The organism is Pannonibacter sp. CBAS1226, assembly GCF_055685825.1.
Genome location: NZ_JBVOUO010000001.1, coordinates 920,426 through 935,015, shown reverse-complemented (window position 1 = coordinate 935,015; position 14,590 = coordinate 920,426). Strand labels below are relative to the sequence as shown.

Genomic DNA, 14,590 nt, shown 5'->3' with positions numbered 1-14,590 from the left:
TATGCAGCTTTTACGGGCAAGGGAGTTTGTTCCCGCCGCGGAAAGTCTTTCAGGAGGTGGCTGAGGCCCGGTTTAAACTCATCAATCCAATAGGTTAGCCTGTGGGCCGGGCTGATGGCCGGGGCTTGCTGCAATGAAAGGTTCATCTGTCCTTCGCTGAACTGTCATGTAAACGGCGGAAAGTCATTCGAACCAATTTTCACACTGTCCGCCGGCTCCATGCCATTTGCCGGGCCGGTGCGTCAGGAAAAGGCAATGATCGAGACAACGCATCAGTTCGAGGGACTGGCCGAGTTCTATGAGGCCGGCCGTCCCGGGTATCCACCTGCGGTGTTTGCGCATCTGGCGCGGATCTGTCCGGCCCGCTCCGGGCTGAAGGTGGCCGTGGATGTGGGGGCGGGGCCGGGCAATTCGACGGGCGATCTGCTCACCGGCCTTGGTGATGGCTGGAGCGTCATTGCGGCAGAGCCGGGAGAGGACATGCGCCACGTGCTCATGCGCCGGTTCCGCAATACGCCGCAGGTGCAGATCATCGGTGCCCCGGCCGAGCAGCTGAGCCTGCCGCCGGATTTTGCCTCGCTGGTGGTGGCCTGTTCGGCCGTGCACTGGTTCGACCGGCCGAAATTCTACGCCGAGGCGGCGCGGATCCTGTCGCCAGGCGGCATTCTGGCGGTTGTGCGCAACCGGCGCAGGCCGGGGCAGATCTTTGACGGGTTCGACGCTTATGTCTGGAAACACTATCCCAACAGTGCGGAGCTGGAAGCCCGGGAGCAGCGCAAGGAGCCGAGCCATGAGGAACTGTCGGGACTGGACGGTTTCCTGACCGCGCACAGCCGGCGCTGGCCCTGGTCCCGCGCCTTTACAGCGCGGGAGCTGATCGATTTCTATCTGACGCGGGCAGTGGTCTGGACTGTTGTCCGCCGTCTTGGCCTGTCGCGGGTGATGGCGGATTTTCAGGAAATCTGCGCGTCCCATGGCCTTTCGGGCGAGACGCGGATGGACATGCACTTCGACACGCTGGTGCGCTGGACGCAGCGCCGGGCCCGTCCGGCAAGAACGGGCTGATACCAATGCTCGATAAGCTTGACTCATCGAGCATTGGTTAAGCCCGTGCGGCGCTTGAGCATTTTCAAGGCGTGATGCGTTAGCATCGAAAGCCTTGGTATGAGAGGAACGGTGCCGCCGCAGGTGGCGGCACTGCAGGCGCGGCTCAGGCCGCCTTTGCGCATGCCCCGAGATGGCCGCCGGAGTAGATGAACCGGCCCTGGCGCAGCGTGGCCCGCACATGGCCAATGCCCGTATCATCTGCAATGACAAGGTCGGCCAGGCGGCCGGCTTCGATGCAGCCGCGATCGTTGAGGCCGAGGGCTTTTGCGGGGTTGAGGGTTGCCAGACGCACGGCGCCGGGAAGGCCATCCCGGTCTGTTCCGGCGAGTTCCAGAAGGGCCGGAAGCATGGCCGAGGGGTGATAGTCGGAGGCCAGCATGTCGAGAAGACCGGCGGCATGGGCTTCGCGGGCCGAGAGATTGCCGGAATAGGACTGGCCGCGCAGGGCGTTGGGAGCGCCCATGGCTGTGGCCAGCCCGCGGCGGCGCGCTTCGGCCGCAGCCTCCAGCGTCACCGGGAATTCGCTGATGACCACGCCGAGGCCATGCATCAGTTCCACCTTGTCCGTTGTGTCGTCGTCATGGCTGGCAAGGGCGACACCATGCGCCCTGCACAGGCTGGAAATGGCTTCGAGCGTTTCGGTCAGAACGCTGGCCGGCTGCGTCCGCTCTTCGATGCGGCGGGCGATGGCCTCGGCCGCTTCTTCGCGGCTCAGGCCCCTTTCCCGGGCCATCTTCTGCACGTGCCGCTCGATGTCGCGGTACTGGCCCTGGCCGGGCGTGTGGTCGGTGAGCGAAATGAGATCGACGGTCCCCTCCGTGATCAGTTCCTCGATGACGCTGAGTGCCTTGGGGAAGGTGATCTCGAACCGGGCATGGACGCGGTGATCGACATTGAGCATGTGCCGCATGGCCTTCAGCTTGCGGATCACGGCGCTGGTGTGTTCATAGCTGCGCAGATGTCCGTAGGTGGACATGGGACTGAAGGAGAGGGCGGCATAGGCGGTGGTGAAACCGGATCCGGCGAGGCGCCGGTCAAGATCGCGCAGCCCCAGTTCCAGCGGCATCGGCACATTCGGGCGCGGCTCGACTTCGCGTTCCACCATGTCGCCATGCATGTCGACAAAGCCGGGCAGCAGCAGAAGGCCGTTCCCCTCAAGCTCTGCGCCCGCAACCGGAGTATCGCGCAGTTCGGCGATGCAGCCATCCTCGATCCGCAGGGAGCCGTGTTCGATCACCTCGTTCGGGGTGACAATGCGAAAGTCAGACAGCCACATGATCAAGTTCTCCGGTTGCCGCAGGCGCGTAGGGGACTGCCGTTTCCGGCACAGTCTGGGTGGTGAGGAGGATTTCCCGGTCGATCAGGCCCGCCACATCACCCGGGTGATGGAAAACACCGATCATGGCGACACCGCCGGCTTTCAGATCCGCCAGCCGCCGCACCAGTGCAGCGCGGGCACCGGCATCGAGCGAGGCGGTTGGCTCGTCCAGAAGCAGGAGCTTCTGCGGCAGGATCAGCGCACGGGCAAGGTTGACCTTCTGCTGTTCGCCGCCGGAAAACGTGGTGGGATAGGCGCGCCACAGATCGCGTTTCACGCCGAATTCTTCAAGCCAGCGGTGTGCCTCGTCAAGGGCCTCGGCTCTGGCCATGCCCGCCCGGCGCAGCGGTTCGGCGACGATCTCGTCGGCGGCAACGCGCGGGCGCGCGGTCAGGAACTGGGTGACGAAGCCGATGTCGCGGCGCCGCAGCAGGGTGATGTCGACATCGGCGGCTGTTGCAAGGTCGATGCGGCCTTCGCCGGCCGCGTACCAGATGTGCCCGGCCTGCGGCAGGTAGCTGCGGTAGAGCGTGCGCAACAGGGTGGATTTGCCAGCCCCGTTTTCGCCCCGCAGCAGCAGGAACTCACCGGCATGAAGGCGGAAGGAAATGCCGCTGAAGGCGTGCAGTTCCTGGTCGAGGTGATACATGTGGAAGCGCTTTGACAAACCTTCCACGTCGAGAAGCGGGGTCATGCGGACTGGTTCCTTGTTGTCAAAGTTTGGCCTGCACGAGCTGCTGGGTGTACTCGTGCTGCGGATCCTGGAACACCTGGTCGACAAGCCCCTGTTCCACCACCTTGCCACGGCGCATGACCATGACGCGGTCTGCCATGGTGTGGATGACGCCCAGATCATGCGAGACGATGACCATGGTGATGGCGCGGTCGCGCTGAAGCCGCTTCAGCGTGTCCAGCACCAGCGCCTGCACCGAGACATCGAGGCCGGTGGTGGGCTCGTCGAGCAGCAGCAGCGAGGGTTCCAGCGCGATGGCCTTGGCCAGCTGGACGCGCTGCTGCATGCCGCCGGACAGTTCGATGGGCCGGGCATCCATGCGCTCCAGCGGGAATTCCGAGGCGTTGAGTGCATCCCTTGCCTTGCCGCGCAGCACCTTGAAGCTGCGCTCCCCGGCCACCAGCAGCCGTTCGGCCACATTGCCCGATGAGGAGTGGCGCATCAGCAGGCCGAGGTGCGGGTTCTGGTAGACGATGCCGATGTTGCGGGCGCAGAGCATCCGGCGCTCGAACCGGCCGAGGTCGAACAGGTTGCCGGTCAGATCCGCTCCGGCGGGGCCAGGCAGATTGAGGTGATAGGTGCCGCTGCCGGGCGTGTCCTCGAGGTTCATCATGCGCAGCAGCGTCGACTTGCCCGAGCCGCTCTCGCCGACGATGCCCAGAACTTCGCCCGGATAGACGGTGGCATCAACGCCGTCGAGGGCGGTGACCCCGCCAAAGCGGCGGGTAATGCCGCGCATGGTGAGGAGCGGGGGAACGGTCATCAGCCGGGGCGCGGCCTCGATGCGCTGAGCAGGGCTTTGGACGGTCATGGGCGGAACTCCCCGTTCTTGTACCAGGTCCCGATGTCCGGGACGGCTTCGCCTTCGCTGCGGCGGATGGCCTTGATGCCGAAATGGCTGTCGGACACCTCGAAGGATGAGCCGCCATCGTCCTGCGGGATCTCGTTCATGAAATAGCCTGTCACGCCGGAGCGGTGGCAGGTGAGTGGCTGGTGCTCCTCGACCTTGTAGGGCACATCCGAGAAGACCAGCGGCTCCACCTTCGTATAGGGCGGCACGGCATAAAGGCGCTTCTCGCGGCCGGCGGAAAGGAAGGTCAGATGCCGCGCCATGTGAAGCTTCGGCACATCCCAGCGCGGGATCGGCGAGGGCGTCATCACATGGCGGCCGTTGACAAGGCTGGGATAGGCCGCGCCCTGCATGATGCGGCCGGAGCGGACCATCTGCTCGTAAAGGGTCAGCCAGAGGCGGCCATAGTCGGCATCGGCATGCATCTGCCGGGCCACCGACATGTTCGGCTCGACGGGGCGCAAGGGTTCCGGATTCGGCACCTGCAGGACGAGGATCTGGTCCTCCCGCAGGATTTCCTCCGGCACCCTGTGGCGGGACTGCAGGATGGTGGCTTCGCCCGTGTCCCAGGTCTCACCAGCGCCCGAGACGCGGGCGAGGAACTTGCGGATCGAAGCGGCGTTGACGCTGTCATCGGCGCCCTGGTCGATGACCTTGACGACGGATGACGGCTTCAGCAGCGTCAGCGTCACCTGCAGGCCGCCGGTTCCCCAGCCGCGGGCAATGGGCACCTCGCGGCTGGCATAGGGCATCTGGCAGCCGGGCACGGCGATGGCCTTCAGCATCTTGCGGCGCAGTTCACGCTTGGCGGAGGCATCCAGGAAGCCGTAGGAGAACGCCTCCCAGGGCTTGGTCAGGCTGGCAAGGCTGGTCATGCGGAAATCTCCCCGGTGATGGCCGGTTCCGGCGCGGCGCCAGATACGGGATCGGGTGCGGCATCGGGTGCCGTCTTTGCCCCCGCGGCCTTCGACTTGGCGTCGCGCAGGGCATCCAGCGCCGACTGGAAGGTGACATAGTGGGGCAGCTTGAAGTGGATGCAGAAGCCGGAGGCCTCCACCGGTTCGGTGTGATAGAGGAAGAATTCCTCGTTCACCGGCGAATTCTGCGGTGCATCGGGGGCGTTGAGGTCGAGGGTCGCTCCGGCGATGACCTTGATCTCGTTCCAGCCCAGCGTGGCGCAGAAGCCAAGGTCAAGCTGGCCCGACTTGCCCTTGGAGGTGACTTCGGCCTGAGAGACCTTGACCCGTCCGGCGCTGAACAGGGTGCCGCACGGATGACGGACTGTCACCTCCGCTTCCGCAAGGCGCAGTTCGTTGACCGTCGGATGCGCGTTGCCGTAGCCGCGCATGGCGGAATAGCCCAGCGCCAGAACGCCGCCGGTGTCGGCCCGGGCAAGGCTTTGCAGCGTGTGGGCGCGCTTGGCCGGGAACAGCAGCGGCTCGCGCGTCAGGTCGGGAATATCGTCCGGTGCCACCTCTTCGCGCGCCGGATCGGCGACGAGGCCCTGCGCCTTCTGCCAGGCGGCCAGAGACGGCTGGCGGGCGGGAGCGGGCAGGGGCGCCGGTTCAACCGGCTCCGGCACAAGGGGACGGCCTTCCAGCACGCCGGTGGCCAGCAGCCGGTGGGAATAGTCGAGCGAGGGCCCAAGGATCTGGCCGCCGGGAATATCCTTGAAGGCGGCAGAGATGCGGCGGTGGGTGAAGAGCTGATCCTGCGTCACCGTTTCGGCAATGGCAAGGCGCGGTTGCGTGGTGCGCCAGGCCCGCAGCAGCAGCACGGCCTCATAGAGGTCGCCGCCGGACTGGGCCAGCGCCAGCGCGGCCAGATCCTCTTCATAAAGCGAGGCCTCGCCCATGACCCGGCCGATCAGCCAGGGCAGGGACTGGCGGATCTCCGCCACGCGCTCCGCGCCAATGGTGCCCATTCCGGCCCTGTAGAGCCTCTCGGACTGGTCAATAGCCCTTTCCCCGCCACGGGTTGCGACATAAGCCATCAGAGCACCTCGATCCGGGTTGAGCGCGGCAGGCCCATCACCTTGCTGCCATCGGCAATGAAGAGATCAAAGCCGAGCGGGTAGCGGCACAGGTCATTGCGCAGGGCAAAAAAGCCCTGCGGCAGGCCGGCGACGGCGATCTCGCGCGTGGTTTCGATGCCTGGGCCCGACAGGCGCAGGCGCTGGCCTTCGCCCAGGCGGGCTTCGGTGACAACGGTCGCGCCCTCGTCCGGGTAGAGTGCGGAGCCGGTTTTCAGAGTGGCTAGCCGGGCCGTATCTGCGCCTGGGTCCAGTTGCAGGAACACGTGGCAGGCCTCATGCAGCGGGGCAAGCGTTGCACCCGTCTGCGCTGCGAGCCCGGCAATCACCGGATCATCGGCATGGACCCGGCATTCCCGGTCGATGAGCGCGAGAAGGATGGTGCGCGTACCGGGTTCGGGCAGATGGCGCACATCACCGGGGCGGCTCAGCGCCCAGAGGATCGCCTCGAAGGCGGCATTGTCGCGGATTTCATCCTCACCCCGCAACGGCGCGGTGATGAGGGCATGTGAACTGGCGGGCAGGGCACCCATGACCGGGCCTCCTTGAGGGATAGGGGGATCAGAAGGTTTCCATATCGACGCGCGTCGCCTCGACGGCGCAAAGGCTCTGCCGGTCGCGGGCGGCATTGGCTGCGATGGTTTCGGCAACGAAGGCGCTGATGGCTGCGGGCTCGATCCCGGCAGAGGCTGCAGCGTCGATGAGGGCCATGGCCATGGCCCATTCAAGATCACGGCCGGTGACCATGCCATAGCCGGTCGAGCCGTGGGTGGTCAGGCGGACCTCGGCTTCGGCCACCAGAACCTCGCCGAGGTGGAAGTCGGTGCCCTTGACCGTGTCGCGGAAGGGCAGCATGACGAGGCCGGTGCGGCTGCGCAGCACATCAATGGCGCCGAGAGAGGGCAGAAGGCTTTCGGCGAAACCTTTCACCTTGTCCGCACAGCCGTGGGACAGGGCGGTCAGCATGGCGCCGTGACCGGCGCGGGCGCCGCCGTCAGGGGAGGCAAGAGCCGGGCCCATGCCCTCACTCATGCCCTCACTCATGCCAGTCTTAATGCCAGCGTTTATGGCAGTGTCAGTCATCCTGGTCCGGGCTCCCGGTTTCGGGTGGAAGATCGAAGGTGAATTGCACGCGGTTGGCGGCCCAGATGGCCTGCGAGTAACCGATGGGCCGTCCGGTCAGATCCACATCGGTTTTGGTCACGGCCAGAACCGGCTGATCCGGGTGCTGCTTCAACAGGCGCGCTTCTTCGGCCGTCGGGCGGCGGGCGTAGATGGTGGTGCGCTTGCGCAGATAGTCCGTGATGCCATGCGCGCGGTAGACATCCGTCACGGATTGCCCGGCGCGGCGCTGCCCGGCCATATCGGGGAAAAGCGCCTGCGAATGATAGACAACACCAAGACTGAGCGGCACGCCATCGGCAAGGCCAAGGCGCATCAGACGGTGGACCGGCGTGCCTGCCGGCAGTTCAAGGGCTTCGGCAACCCGGCGCGGCGCAGGGATCACGTCATCGGAGACCTGTTCGCCTGCGGGCGTGACGCCCTGGCTCAGGAGGTTCTGGCGGAAACGGGTCCGGTGGCCGATCTGGTAGTTGATGAGCGGTGCGCTCTCGACGAAGGTCCCGCGTCCCTGCTCAACCCGCAGCTTGCCTTCAACGGCCAGCGCAGCGATGGCGCGGCGCACGGAATGGCGGCCTGCTCCAAATTCGGCACAGAGTTCCGGTTCGGTCGGCAGTTGCGCTCCCGGCGCGAGGCTGCCAGACAGAATATCAGCAGCAAGCCGGTCCCGGATCGATTGCCACGTTTCACGCGCCATCAAGGCCTCCAATTCATTCGAATGAATTGCGTGATAGCTGCTTTAGGTGACAGGGCCGTGACGCGGAGGCTTCTGGACCGCCAATTTTTACCCAGCCCGTTTTGCCGTCAGGAACCGCCTTGCTGCGTCCGCATTCTGGTGTCTGGCCGGCCCTTCTCAATTCAGGACCGGAGCGCCAGGCGGAAGGGATCAGTCCCGAGGCTTGATGCGGCCGGGCGGGCGGCGGTCGATCAGGGAGAGAACCAGCGGCGCGAAGGAAATCAGCAGCACGATGCGGGTGATGTGGTGGCTGGCCACATAGGCGACTTCCGCCTTCATCGCGAGGGCGATGAGGCTCATCTCGGTGAGGCCGCCGGGGGCATAGGCCAGCACGATCTGCGAGGTGGTCTGGCCGATGAAGGCGCCGAAAACGAGCGCAAACAGCAAGGTCACCAGCAGGGTCATCAAGGTGGCGCCGAAGCTGAGGGAGACGGCGTGGATCACCTCGCGCCGCCCGGCTCCCAGAAACCGGCAGCCCATGATGGTGCCCATCAGCACCTGACAGGCGATCACCAGCCCCTGCGGCGGGGCGCTGGTGGTTATGCCGGTGACATGGACGGCGGCGCTCAGCAGCATGGGGCCGACGAGGGTGGCAGCAGGCAGGCGCAGTTTCAGTGCCACGAAGGCGCCGATGACGCCGCAGGCCGCCAGGATGGCGAGATCCTGCCAGGACGGGCTGCCGCCCTTGGTGATGGCGGTGCCCACGTTCTGGCCCTCGATGATGCGGAACCAGAAGGAAATAAGGCTGATGGTGACGACGATGCGGGCCGCATGCGCCAGAATGATCTTGCGCTCGTCGCCGCCCAGATCCTTGCCGAGGCTGACCATTTCCATCAGCCCGCCCGGCATGCCGGAGCAGAAGGCGGTGATGCGGTCAAAGCCGCCCACCTTCATGTAGAAGGGAACGGCCAGCACGCCGGAGATAACGAGATAAAGCGCCAGCAGGCCGAGCGAGATGGCCCAGTCGCCGAGCTGTCCCATGAGGGCGGGCGAAAAGCCGGAGCCGAGCAGCACGCCGATGACCGCCACAAGGGCAGGGCGGATGCGGTTCGGCGGCAGGATCGGTGCGCCAAAGATCGATGCCACCATGGTGAAGAGCATGGAGCCCAGCATCCACGGCAGCGGCATATGGGCCAGCCAGAACAGGATGCCGCCGGCAGCCCCGAGCAGCGCGCCAAAGGCAATGCGGCGCAGCACGTCCGGCGTCAGGGCGCGCGCATTTTCTGTGCCGGAGGCTTCCGGGCCTGTCTGTTCAGGGGCAGGGTCTGGTCGGGACACGGGGGTGCTGCGGGTCGGGGAACGTCACGGCGGAGGCGCACCGCAGCCTCGCTTCTGAAAAGAAACCCTCCGGCCCCGGTGCACGCGGGACTATAGGCAGCTTGTTGCCGTGAGACAACCCGGTTGCCTTTCCTTCATGCACCGGCCCCGCGGCCGGAGGGATCTCCTGAAGGTTGGGGTCTTCAGGAAATGTCCATGACAATGCGGCCGTCGATCTGTCCGGCGCGCATCTTGTCAAAGATCGCATTGATGTTGTCGAGCTTGTCCATGGCGTAATGCGCCTTCACCTTGCCGTCGGCGGCAAAGGCGAGGGATTCGGCAAGGTCATTGCGCGTGCCGACGATGGAGCCGCGAATGGTCTTGCGGTTGAGCACCGTGTCGAAGATCGGCAGCGGGAAATCGCCGGGGGGCAGGCCGCACAGGGCCATGGTGCCGCGCCGGGCCAGCATGCCGAAGCCTTGCGCAAAGGACTTGGTGGAGACGGCAGTGACGAGCACGCCTTCCGCGCCGCCCAGCTTCTGCACCTCGGCCACAGGATCGGTGGTCAGTGCGTTGATCGTCAGATCGGCGCCAAGGCTGCTGGCGAGCTTCAGCTTGTCGTCGCTGATATCGACGGCAATCACCTTCATGCCCATGGCCCGGGCATATTGCACGGCCATGTGGCCAAGGCCGCCGACACCGACGATGACCACGGTTTCGCCGGGCTTTGTCTCGGTTTCCTTGAGGCCCTTGTAGACCGTGACACCGGCACAGAGCACGGGCGCTGCGGGGGCAAATTCGAGGCCGTCGGGCAGGTGGCCCACATAGTCCGGATCGGCCAGCACATATTCGGCAAAGCCGCCGTTGACGCTGTAGCCGGTGTTGTGCTGGTCGTGGCACAGGGTTTCCCAGCCGCCCATGCAATGCTTGCAATGGCCGCAGGCCGAATGCAGCCAGGGAACGCCCACCCGGTCGCCTTCCTTGACGCCCTTGACGCCGGAGCCGACCTCGCAGACGTAGCCGACGCCTTCATGGCCCGGAATGAACGGGGGATTGGGCTTCACCGGCCAGTCGCCTTCGGCGGCATGAAGATCAGTGTGGCAGACGCCGCTCGCCATCATCTTGACGACGATCTTGCCCGCCGTTGCTTCCGGCTTCTGGACCTCGCTGATGTCGAGCGGGGCTCCGAAAGCCCTGACGACGGCTGCTTTCATCTTTGCAGACATGTGCTGTCTCCTTCCGTCCAGCAGGAAATGGCTGCACCGCGCGGAAACTGGAGGTCCCGGGCAGCGGCTTGCCAAGAAGGTGCCAGCGATGAGGCGGTATCATCCTTGCGCCAGATCAATTGCCGGTTGTTTCTTGGGCCGGTCTGTGGCTTGACAGCCGGGGCGCCGCACCGAACCATGGCGCAACAGTCAGTTCTTTCAGGAGTTTGCCGCCATGAGCCAGTCCACCTTCAAATCCTGGGCCGAAACGGCTCCGAAGCTCGTGGCGGTGGCGGCGGGGCGGGCGCCTGCGGATCTCGTCATCCGGGGCGGGCGGCTCGTCAACGTGCAGAGCCGGGAAATCCTCGACGGCTGGCAGGTGGCGGTCAGCGAGGGCCGTTTTGCCTATGTGGGCCCTGATGCCTCGCACTGTATCGGCGAAGGCACGAAGGTGGTTGAGGCGGACGGGCGCTTCCTCATTCCCGGGCTGCTTGACGGCCACATGCATGTGGAGAGCGGCATGCTGATCCCGGCAGAGTTCGCCGCTGCCGTCATTCCCCATGGCACCACGACGATCTTTCACGACCCGCACGAGATCGCCAACGTGCTGGGGCTGGCGGGCGTGAAGATGATGCATGACGAATCGCTGCTCCAGCCGATCAACATGTTCACGCAGATGCCCTCCTGCGCGCCGTCCGCGCCGGGGCTGGAGACGACGGGCTTCGAGATTTCGGCTGAAGATGTTGCCGAGGCCATGAGCTGGCCCGGCATCATCGGTCTTGGCGAGATGATGAACTATCCCGGCGTCATCAATGGCGACCCGCAGATGCTGGCCGAAATGGCCGCGACCATGGCCGCCGGAAAGACGGTGGGCGGCCATTATGCCAGCCCCGACCGGGGCATTCCCTTCCATGCCTATGTGGCGGGCGGCGCGGCGGATGATCATGAGGGCACGGCGGAATCCGATGCCATCGCCCGCGTGCGGCAGGGCATGCGCTCCATGATGAGGCTGGGCTCGGCCTGGTACGACGTGGAAAGCCAGATCACGGCGGTGACGCAGAAGGGGCTGGACCCGCGCAACTTCATCCTGTGCACCGATGACTGCCACTCCGGGACCTTGGTCAATGATGGCCACATGAACCGGGTGGTGCGCCATGCGATCGCCTGCGGCTGCGATCCGGTGATCGCGCTGCAGATGGCCACGATCAACACGGCCTCCCACTTCGGCCTGGAGCGGGAGCTTGGCTCCATCGCGCCGGGGCGGCGGGCGGATGTGATCCTCACCTCCAGTCTTGCCGATCTGCCCATCGAGGATGTCTATGCCCGTGGCGTTCTGGTGGCGCAGGGGGGCAAGCTGCTGGCGGAGTGCCCGCACTATGACTGGCCGCAAAGCGCCCGGGAGACGGTGCGGCTCGGCAAGGTGCTGGAGGCTGCCGATTTCGCCATTCCCGCGCCTGCCGGGGCCAATGCGGTGAAGGCCCGCGTCATCGGCGTTGTCGAAAATCAGGCCCCCACCAAGGCGCTGACGGCGGAGCTTCCCGTCTCCGGCGGGCTGGTGGAAGCGGAAGGCGAGGTCTGCCAGATCGCGCTGGTGGAGCGCCACCGCGCCACGGGCAAGGTGGTCAACGGCTTTGTCTCCGGCTTTGGCTATACGGGAGACATGGCGATTGCCTCGACCGTCGCCCATGACAGCCATCACATGATCGTCGTCGGCACCAGCCGGCAGATGATGGCGAAGGCTGCCAACCGGCTGGGCGAAGTGGGTGGCGGCGTCACCGTCTGGAAGGACGGCAAGGAACTGGCGCTGGTGGAACTGCCCATCGCCGGCCTCATGTCCGACAGCCCCGCCGTGGATGTCGCCGCAAAGGCTGCGGCGATGGTGGAGGCCATGGCTGCCTGCGGCTGCACCCTCAACAACGCCTACATGCAGCACTCGCTGCTGGCGCTGGTCGTGATCCCCGAACTGCGCATTTCCGATCTCGGGCTGGTTGATGTCATCCGTTTTGAAATGACCGATCTGATCATGGAGAACGCGCAGTAGCGGCTCGAAGGCTGGGGCGACGCCTGAGTGGGGCGCAATGCCTTGCCTCCCTGACAGGTCCCCGCACACGGCGGGGACGGCGCGGGGGAGGGCTCAAACCACCGCGTGCTGTGCCTGCGGGTGGAAGCAGGCGGAGACGTGGGTGGGCTGGCCGCTGGCCGGTACAAGCTCCGGCTTCTGCGCCCGGCAGATATCGGTTGCAAAAGCACAGCGCGGGGCGAAGGAGCAGGAGACCGGTTTCGTCTCCAGCGCGGGCGGGGAGCCGGGAATGGCGTCGAGCCGCTGGCCCTTGACCACATCATGCAGGTTTGCCGCCAGAAGGCCGCGCGTGTAGGGATGCTGCGGGTTGCGGATGATCTCGCGCGCCGGGCCCATCTCCACGATATTGCCCGCATACATGACCGCGATCCGGTCCGACACCTCGATGGCAACGCCGATGTCATGGGTGACGAAAATGACGCCCATGCCGAATTCCTTCTGCAATTCGCGCAGCAGCAGCAGGATCTGGATCTGCACGGTGGCATCAAGGGCGGTGGTCGGCTCGTCGGCCAGCAGCAGCTTCGGGCGGCAGGCGAGGGCGAGGGCGATCATGGCGCGCTGGCGCATGCCGCCGGACATTTCATGCGGATAGTTCTTCAGCCGACGCTCGGGCGAAGGGATGCGCACGCGGGTGAGCATGTCGAGGGCCACATCCATGGCCGCCAGCTTGCTCACGCCCTTGTGGCGCATCACGGTTTCGGCGATCTGGTCGCCGATGGTGAAGACCGGATCAAGCGCCAGCGCCGGTTCCTGGAACACCATGGAGACTTCGCTGCCCCGGAAGGCGGAGAGGGCGGCGCCCTGCAGCTTCATCACGTCGGTGCCGTTCACCCGCACGCTGCCTTCGATGTCCGTGCGGCGCGGCGGCAGCAGACGCAGCAGCGTCTTCAGCGTCACGCTCTTGCCGGAGCCGGATTCGCCCAGCAGCCCGAGGGTTTCGCCCTGCTGCATGGTGAGGCTGACGCCGTTGATGGCATGGACCGTGCGCTCGCCCTTGAAGCGGACGGTGAGATTGTCGAATTCCATCAGGGGGGCGGCGGTGGTCATTGTGCCGGTCACTGTGCCAGTCACTGTGCTCGTCATACTGCTGCCTCCTTCACGGCAAGGCTGTGGCCGGAGGCGGGCTCCAGCATGTGGCAGGCGGCCATGTGGTCTTCCGCGCCGGGAAGGGCGGCAAGGGCGGGTTTGGCCGCAGCGCAAACGCCTTCGGCAAAGCGGCAGCGGGTGTGAAAGCGGCAGCCGGTGGGCGGGTTGATCGGGTTGGGCGGATCGCCTGCAAGCGGCGGTTCCATGGTGCGATTGTCCGGGTCCATGGAGGGCATGGCGGCAAAGAGCGAGGCGGTATAGGGGTGAGCCTGCCGCTCGTAGATGCTTTCCGCTGGTCCGATTTCCACCACTTCACCGAGATACATCACCATCACCCGGTCGGAAATGTAGCGCACCACATTCAGATCATGGGAAATGAAAACATAGGTGAGGCCCAGCTCTGCCTTGAGGTCGTTGAGCAGGTTCAGCACCTGCGCTTCCACCGACTTGTCGAGGGCGGAGACGGCCTCGTCGAGGATCACGAGGCGCGGGGCCATGGCCAGCGCCCGGGCAATGTTGATGCGCTGGCGCTGGCCGCCGGAGAGTTCATGCGGGTAGCGGTGGGCAAAGCGGGCCGGATCAAGCCCCACCTTTTCCATCAGACTGCGGGCGCGCCCTTCCGGATCGTCCATGCCATGCAGCTTCGGGCTGAAGGCGATGGAGTCGAGGATGGTGAGGCGCGGGTTGAGCGAGGCGTAGCTGTCCTGAAACACCATCTGCACGCCGCGCCGCAGGTCCTTCAGCGCCAGTTCCGCGCCCAGCGCCTCGCCGTCGAAGACGATCTGCCCGGCATCATGCGGGATAAGTCCGATCAGCAGGCGGGCGGTGGTGGACTTGCCGCAGCCGGACTCGCCGACGATGCCGAGTGTCTCACCTTTTTTCACATGGAATGAAACGTCATCCACCGCATGCACAGTGCCGGTGCGCCGGTTGAGAAGGCCGGAGCGGATGGGGAAGTGTTTCGTCAGGTTCTGTGCCATCAGCAGGGGCTGGGCCGGGCCGCCCCTGTCTTCGGTCTGCGCAAGGGTTTCTGCGTTCAAGGCGTTGGTGGCTGTCATTTGCGTGCT

General features: G+C 65.5%; 14 protein-coding genes. 2 read left to right on the top strand and 12 right to left on the bottom strand.

All coding sequences use genetic code 11. The features are described 5' to 3' along the window. The first annotated feature begins 255 nt into the window (after positions 1-255). The gene (locus tag AC0CMF_RS04235) at positions 256-1,065 is read left to right on the top strand and encodes a class I SAM-dependent methyltransferase (protein ID WP_374628291.1); all 810 of its coding nucleotides are present in this window, start codon (positions 256-258) and stop codon (positions 1,063-1,065) included. 145 nt (positions 1,066-1,210) lie between these two features. On the opposite strand, the gene AC0CMF_RS04230 is transcribed toward AC0CMF_RS04235, so the two are convergent. From AC0CMF_RS04230 to adhP, 10 genes are all read right to left on the bottom strand, one after another. Then, positions 1,211-2,383: an alpha-D-ribose 1-methylphosphonate 5-triphosphate diphosphatase gene (locus tag AC0CMF_RS04230; RefSeq protein ID WP_374628290.1), complete on the bottom strand. Its 1,173-nt coding sequence runs from the start codon at positions 2,381-2,383 to the stop codon at positions 1,211-1,213. Continuing rightward, positions 2,370-3,119 carry a phosphonate C-P lyase system protein PhnL gene (locus AC0CMF_RS04225; RefSeq protein WP_050471601.1) on the bottom strand — a complete coding sequence of 250 codons (750 nt, stop codon included), beginning with the start codon at positions 3,117-3,119 and terminating at the stop codon, positions 2,370-2,372. The genes AC0CMF_RS04230 and AC0CMF_RS04225 overlap by 14 nt, the downstream gene beginning before the upstream one ends. A 19-nt stretch (positions 3,120-3,138) precedes the next feature. Next, the gene (locus AC0CMF_RS04220; protein ID WP_374628289.1) at positions 3,139-3,969 is read right to left on the bottom strand and encodes an ATP-binding cassette domain-containing protein; all 831 of its coding nucleotides are present in this window, start codon (positions 3,967-3,969) and stop codon (positions 3,139-3,141) included. Then, positions 3,966-4,883 carry an alpha-D-ribose 1-methylphosphonate 5-phosphate C-P-lyase PhnJ gene (locus AC0CMF_RS04215; protein ID WP_058899927.1) on the bottom strand — a complete coding sequence of 306 codons (918 nt, stop codon included), beginning with the start codon at positions 4,881-4,883 and terminating at the stop codon, positions 3,966-3,968. Before AC0CMF_RS04215 ends, AC0CMF_RS04220 begins: the two co-directional genes overlap by 4 nt. After that, positions 4,880-6,001, bottom strand: coding sequence for a carbon-phosphorus lyase complex subunit PhnI (locus tag AC0CMF_RS04210; RefSeq protein WP_050471598.1), 1,122 nt, complete (start codon positions 5,999-6,001; stop codon positions 4,880-4,882). Before AC0CMF_RS04210 ends, AC0CMF_RS04215 begins: the two co-directional genes overlap by 4 nt. Next, entirely contained in the window at positions 6,001-6,573 is a 573-nt protein-coding gene (gene phnH, locus AC0CMF_RS04205; RefSeq protein ID WP_050471597.1) for a phosphonate C-P lyase system protein PhnH, read from the bottom strand. Before phnH ends, AC0CMF_RS04210 begins: the two co-directional genes overlap by 1 nt. Before the next feature lie 28 nt (positions 6,574-6,601). Continuing rightward, the gene (locus AC0CMF_RS04200; RefSeq protein WP_374628287.1) at positions 6,602-7,072 is read right to left on the bottom strand and encodes a phosphonate C-P lyase system protein PhnG; all 471 of its coding nucleotides are present in this window, start codon (positions 7,070-7,072) and stop codon (positions 6,602-6,604) included. 43 nt (positions 7,073-7,115) lie between these two features. Then, the gene (phnF, locus tag AC0CMF_RS04195) at positions 7,116-7,856 is read right to left on the bottom strand and encodes a phosphonate metabolism transcriptional regulator PhnF (protein WP_122520029.1); all 741 of its coding nucleotides are present in this window, start codon (positions 7,854-7,856) and stop codon (positions 7,116-7,118) included. Between the two features lie 189 nt (positions 7,857-8,045). Continuing rightward, positions 8,046-9,173 carry an AbrB family transcriptional regulator gene (locus tag AC0CMF_RS04190; protein ID WP_374628286.1) on the bottom strand — a complete coding sequence of 376 codons (1,128 nt, stop codon included), beginning with the start codon at positions 9,171-9,173 and terminating at the stop codon, positions 8,046-8,048. A gap of 182 nt (positions 9,174-9,355) precedes the next feature. Continuing rightward, positions 9,356-10,378, bottom strand: a complete 1,023-nt coding sequence (gene adhP / locus AC0CMF_RS04185) for an alcohol dehydrogenase AdhP (protein WP_050471594.1) — start codon at positions 10,376-10,378, stop codon at positions 9,356-9,358. A gap of 214 nt (positions 10,379-10,592) precedes the next feature. Here adhP and AC0CMF_RS04180 point away from each other — a divergent pair, with 214 nt between their 5' ends. Continuing rightward, the gene (locus AC0CMF_RS04180; RefSeq protein ID WP_374628285.1) at positions 10,593-12,398 is read left to right on the top strand and encodes an adenine deaminase; all 1,806 of its coding nucleotides are present in this window, start codon (positions 10,593-10,595) and stop codon (positions 12,396-12,398) included. Positions 12,399-12,491: 93 nt separating this feature from the next. Here the strand turns inward: AC0CMF_RS04180 and AC0CMF_RS04175 are convergent, their stop codons facing one another. Together AC0CMF_RS04175 and AC0CMF_RS04170 are read right to left on the bottom strand one after the other, a co-directional pair. Beyond that, positions 12,492-13,520 carry an ABC transporter ATP-binding protein gene (locus AC0CMF_RS04175; protein ID WP_374628283.1) on the bottom strand — a complete coding sequence of 343 codons (1,029 nt, stop codon included), beginning with the start codon at positions 13,518-13,520 and terminating at the stop codon, positions 12,492-12,494. Next, positions 13,517-14,581, bottom strand: coding sequence for an ABC transporter ATP-binding protein (locus tag AC0CMF_RS04170; RefSeq protein WP_374628282.1), 1,065 nt, complete (start codon positions 14,579-14,581; stop codon positions 13,517-13,519). Before AC0CMF_RS04170 ends, AC0CMF_RS04175 begins: the two co-directional genes overlap by 4 nt. Positions 14,582-14,590: the final 9 nt, after the last annotated feature.

Bases quoted from the DNA above. Each gene is read 5' to 3' on its own strand.
- AC0CMF_RS04235 (WP_374628291.1), top strand. From the start codon at position 256: ATGATCGAGACAACGCATCAGTTCGAGGGACTGGCCGAGTTCTATGAG.
- AC0CMF_RS04230 (WP_374628290.1), bottom strand. From the start codon at position 2,383: ATGTGGCTGTCTGACTTTCGCATTGTCACCCCGAACGAGGTGATCGAA.
- AC0CMF_RS04225 (WP_050471601.1), bottom strand. From the start codon at position 3,119: ATGACCCCGCTTCTCGACGTGGAAGGTTTGTCAAAGCGCTTCCACATG.
- AC0CMF_RS04220 (WP_374628289.1), bottom strand. From the start codon at position 3,969: ATGACCGTCCAAAGCCCTGCTCAGCGCATCGAGGCCGCGCCCCGGCTG.
- AC0CMF_RS04215 (WP_058899927.1), bottom strand. From the start codon at position 4,883: ATGACCAGCCTTGCCAGCCTGACCAAGCCCTGGGAGGCGTTCTCCTAC.
- AC0CMF_RS04210 (WP_050471598.1), bottom strand. From the start codon at position 6,001: ATGGCTTATGTCGCAACCCGTGGCGGGGAAAGGGCTATTGACCAGTCC.
- phnH (WP_050471597.1), bottom strand. From the start codon at position 6,573: ATGGGTGCCCTGCCCGCCAGTTCACATGCCCTCATCACCGCGCCGTTG.
- AC0CMF_RS04200 (WP_374628287.1), bottom strand. From the start codon at position 7,072: ATGAGTGAGGGCATGGGCCCGGCTCTTGCCTCCCCTGACGGCGGCGCC.
- phnF (WP_122520029.1), bottom strand. From the start codon at position 7,856: ATGGCGCGTGAAACGTGGCAATCGATCCGGGACCGGCTTGCTGCTGAT.
- adhP (WP_050471594.1), bottom strand. From the start codon at position 10,378: ATGTCTGCAAAGATGAAAGCAGCCGTCGTCAGGGCTTTCGGAGCCCCG.
- AC0CMF_RS04180 (WP_374628285.1), top strand. From the start codon at position 10,593: ATGAGCCAGTCCACCTTCAAATCCTGGGCCGAAACGGCTCCGAAGCTC.
- AC0CMF_RS04175 (WP_374628283.1), bottom strand. From the start codon at position 13,520: ATGACGAGCACAGTGACTGGCACAGTGACCGGCACAATGACCACCGCC.
- AC0CMF_RS04170 (WP_374628282.1), bottom strand. From the start codon at position 14,581: ATGACAGCCACCAACGCCTTGAACGCAGAAACCCTTGCGCAGACCGAA.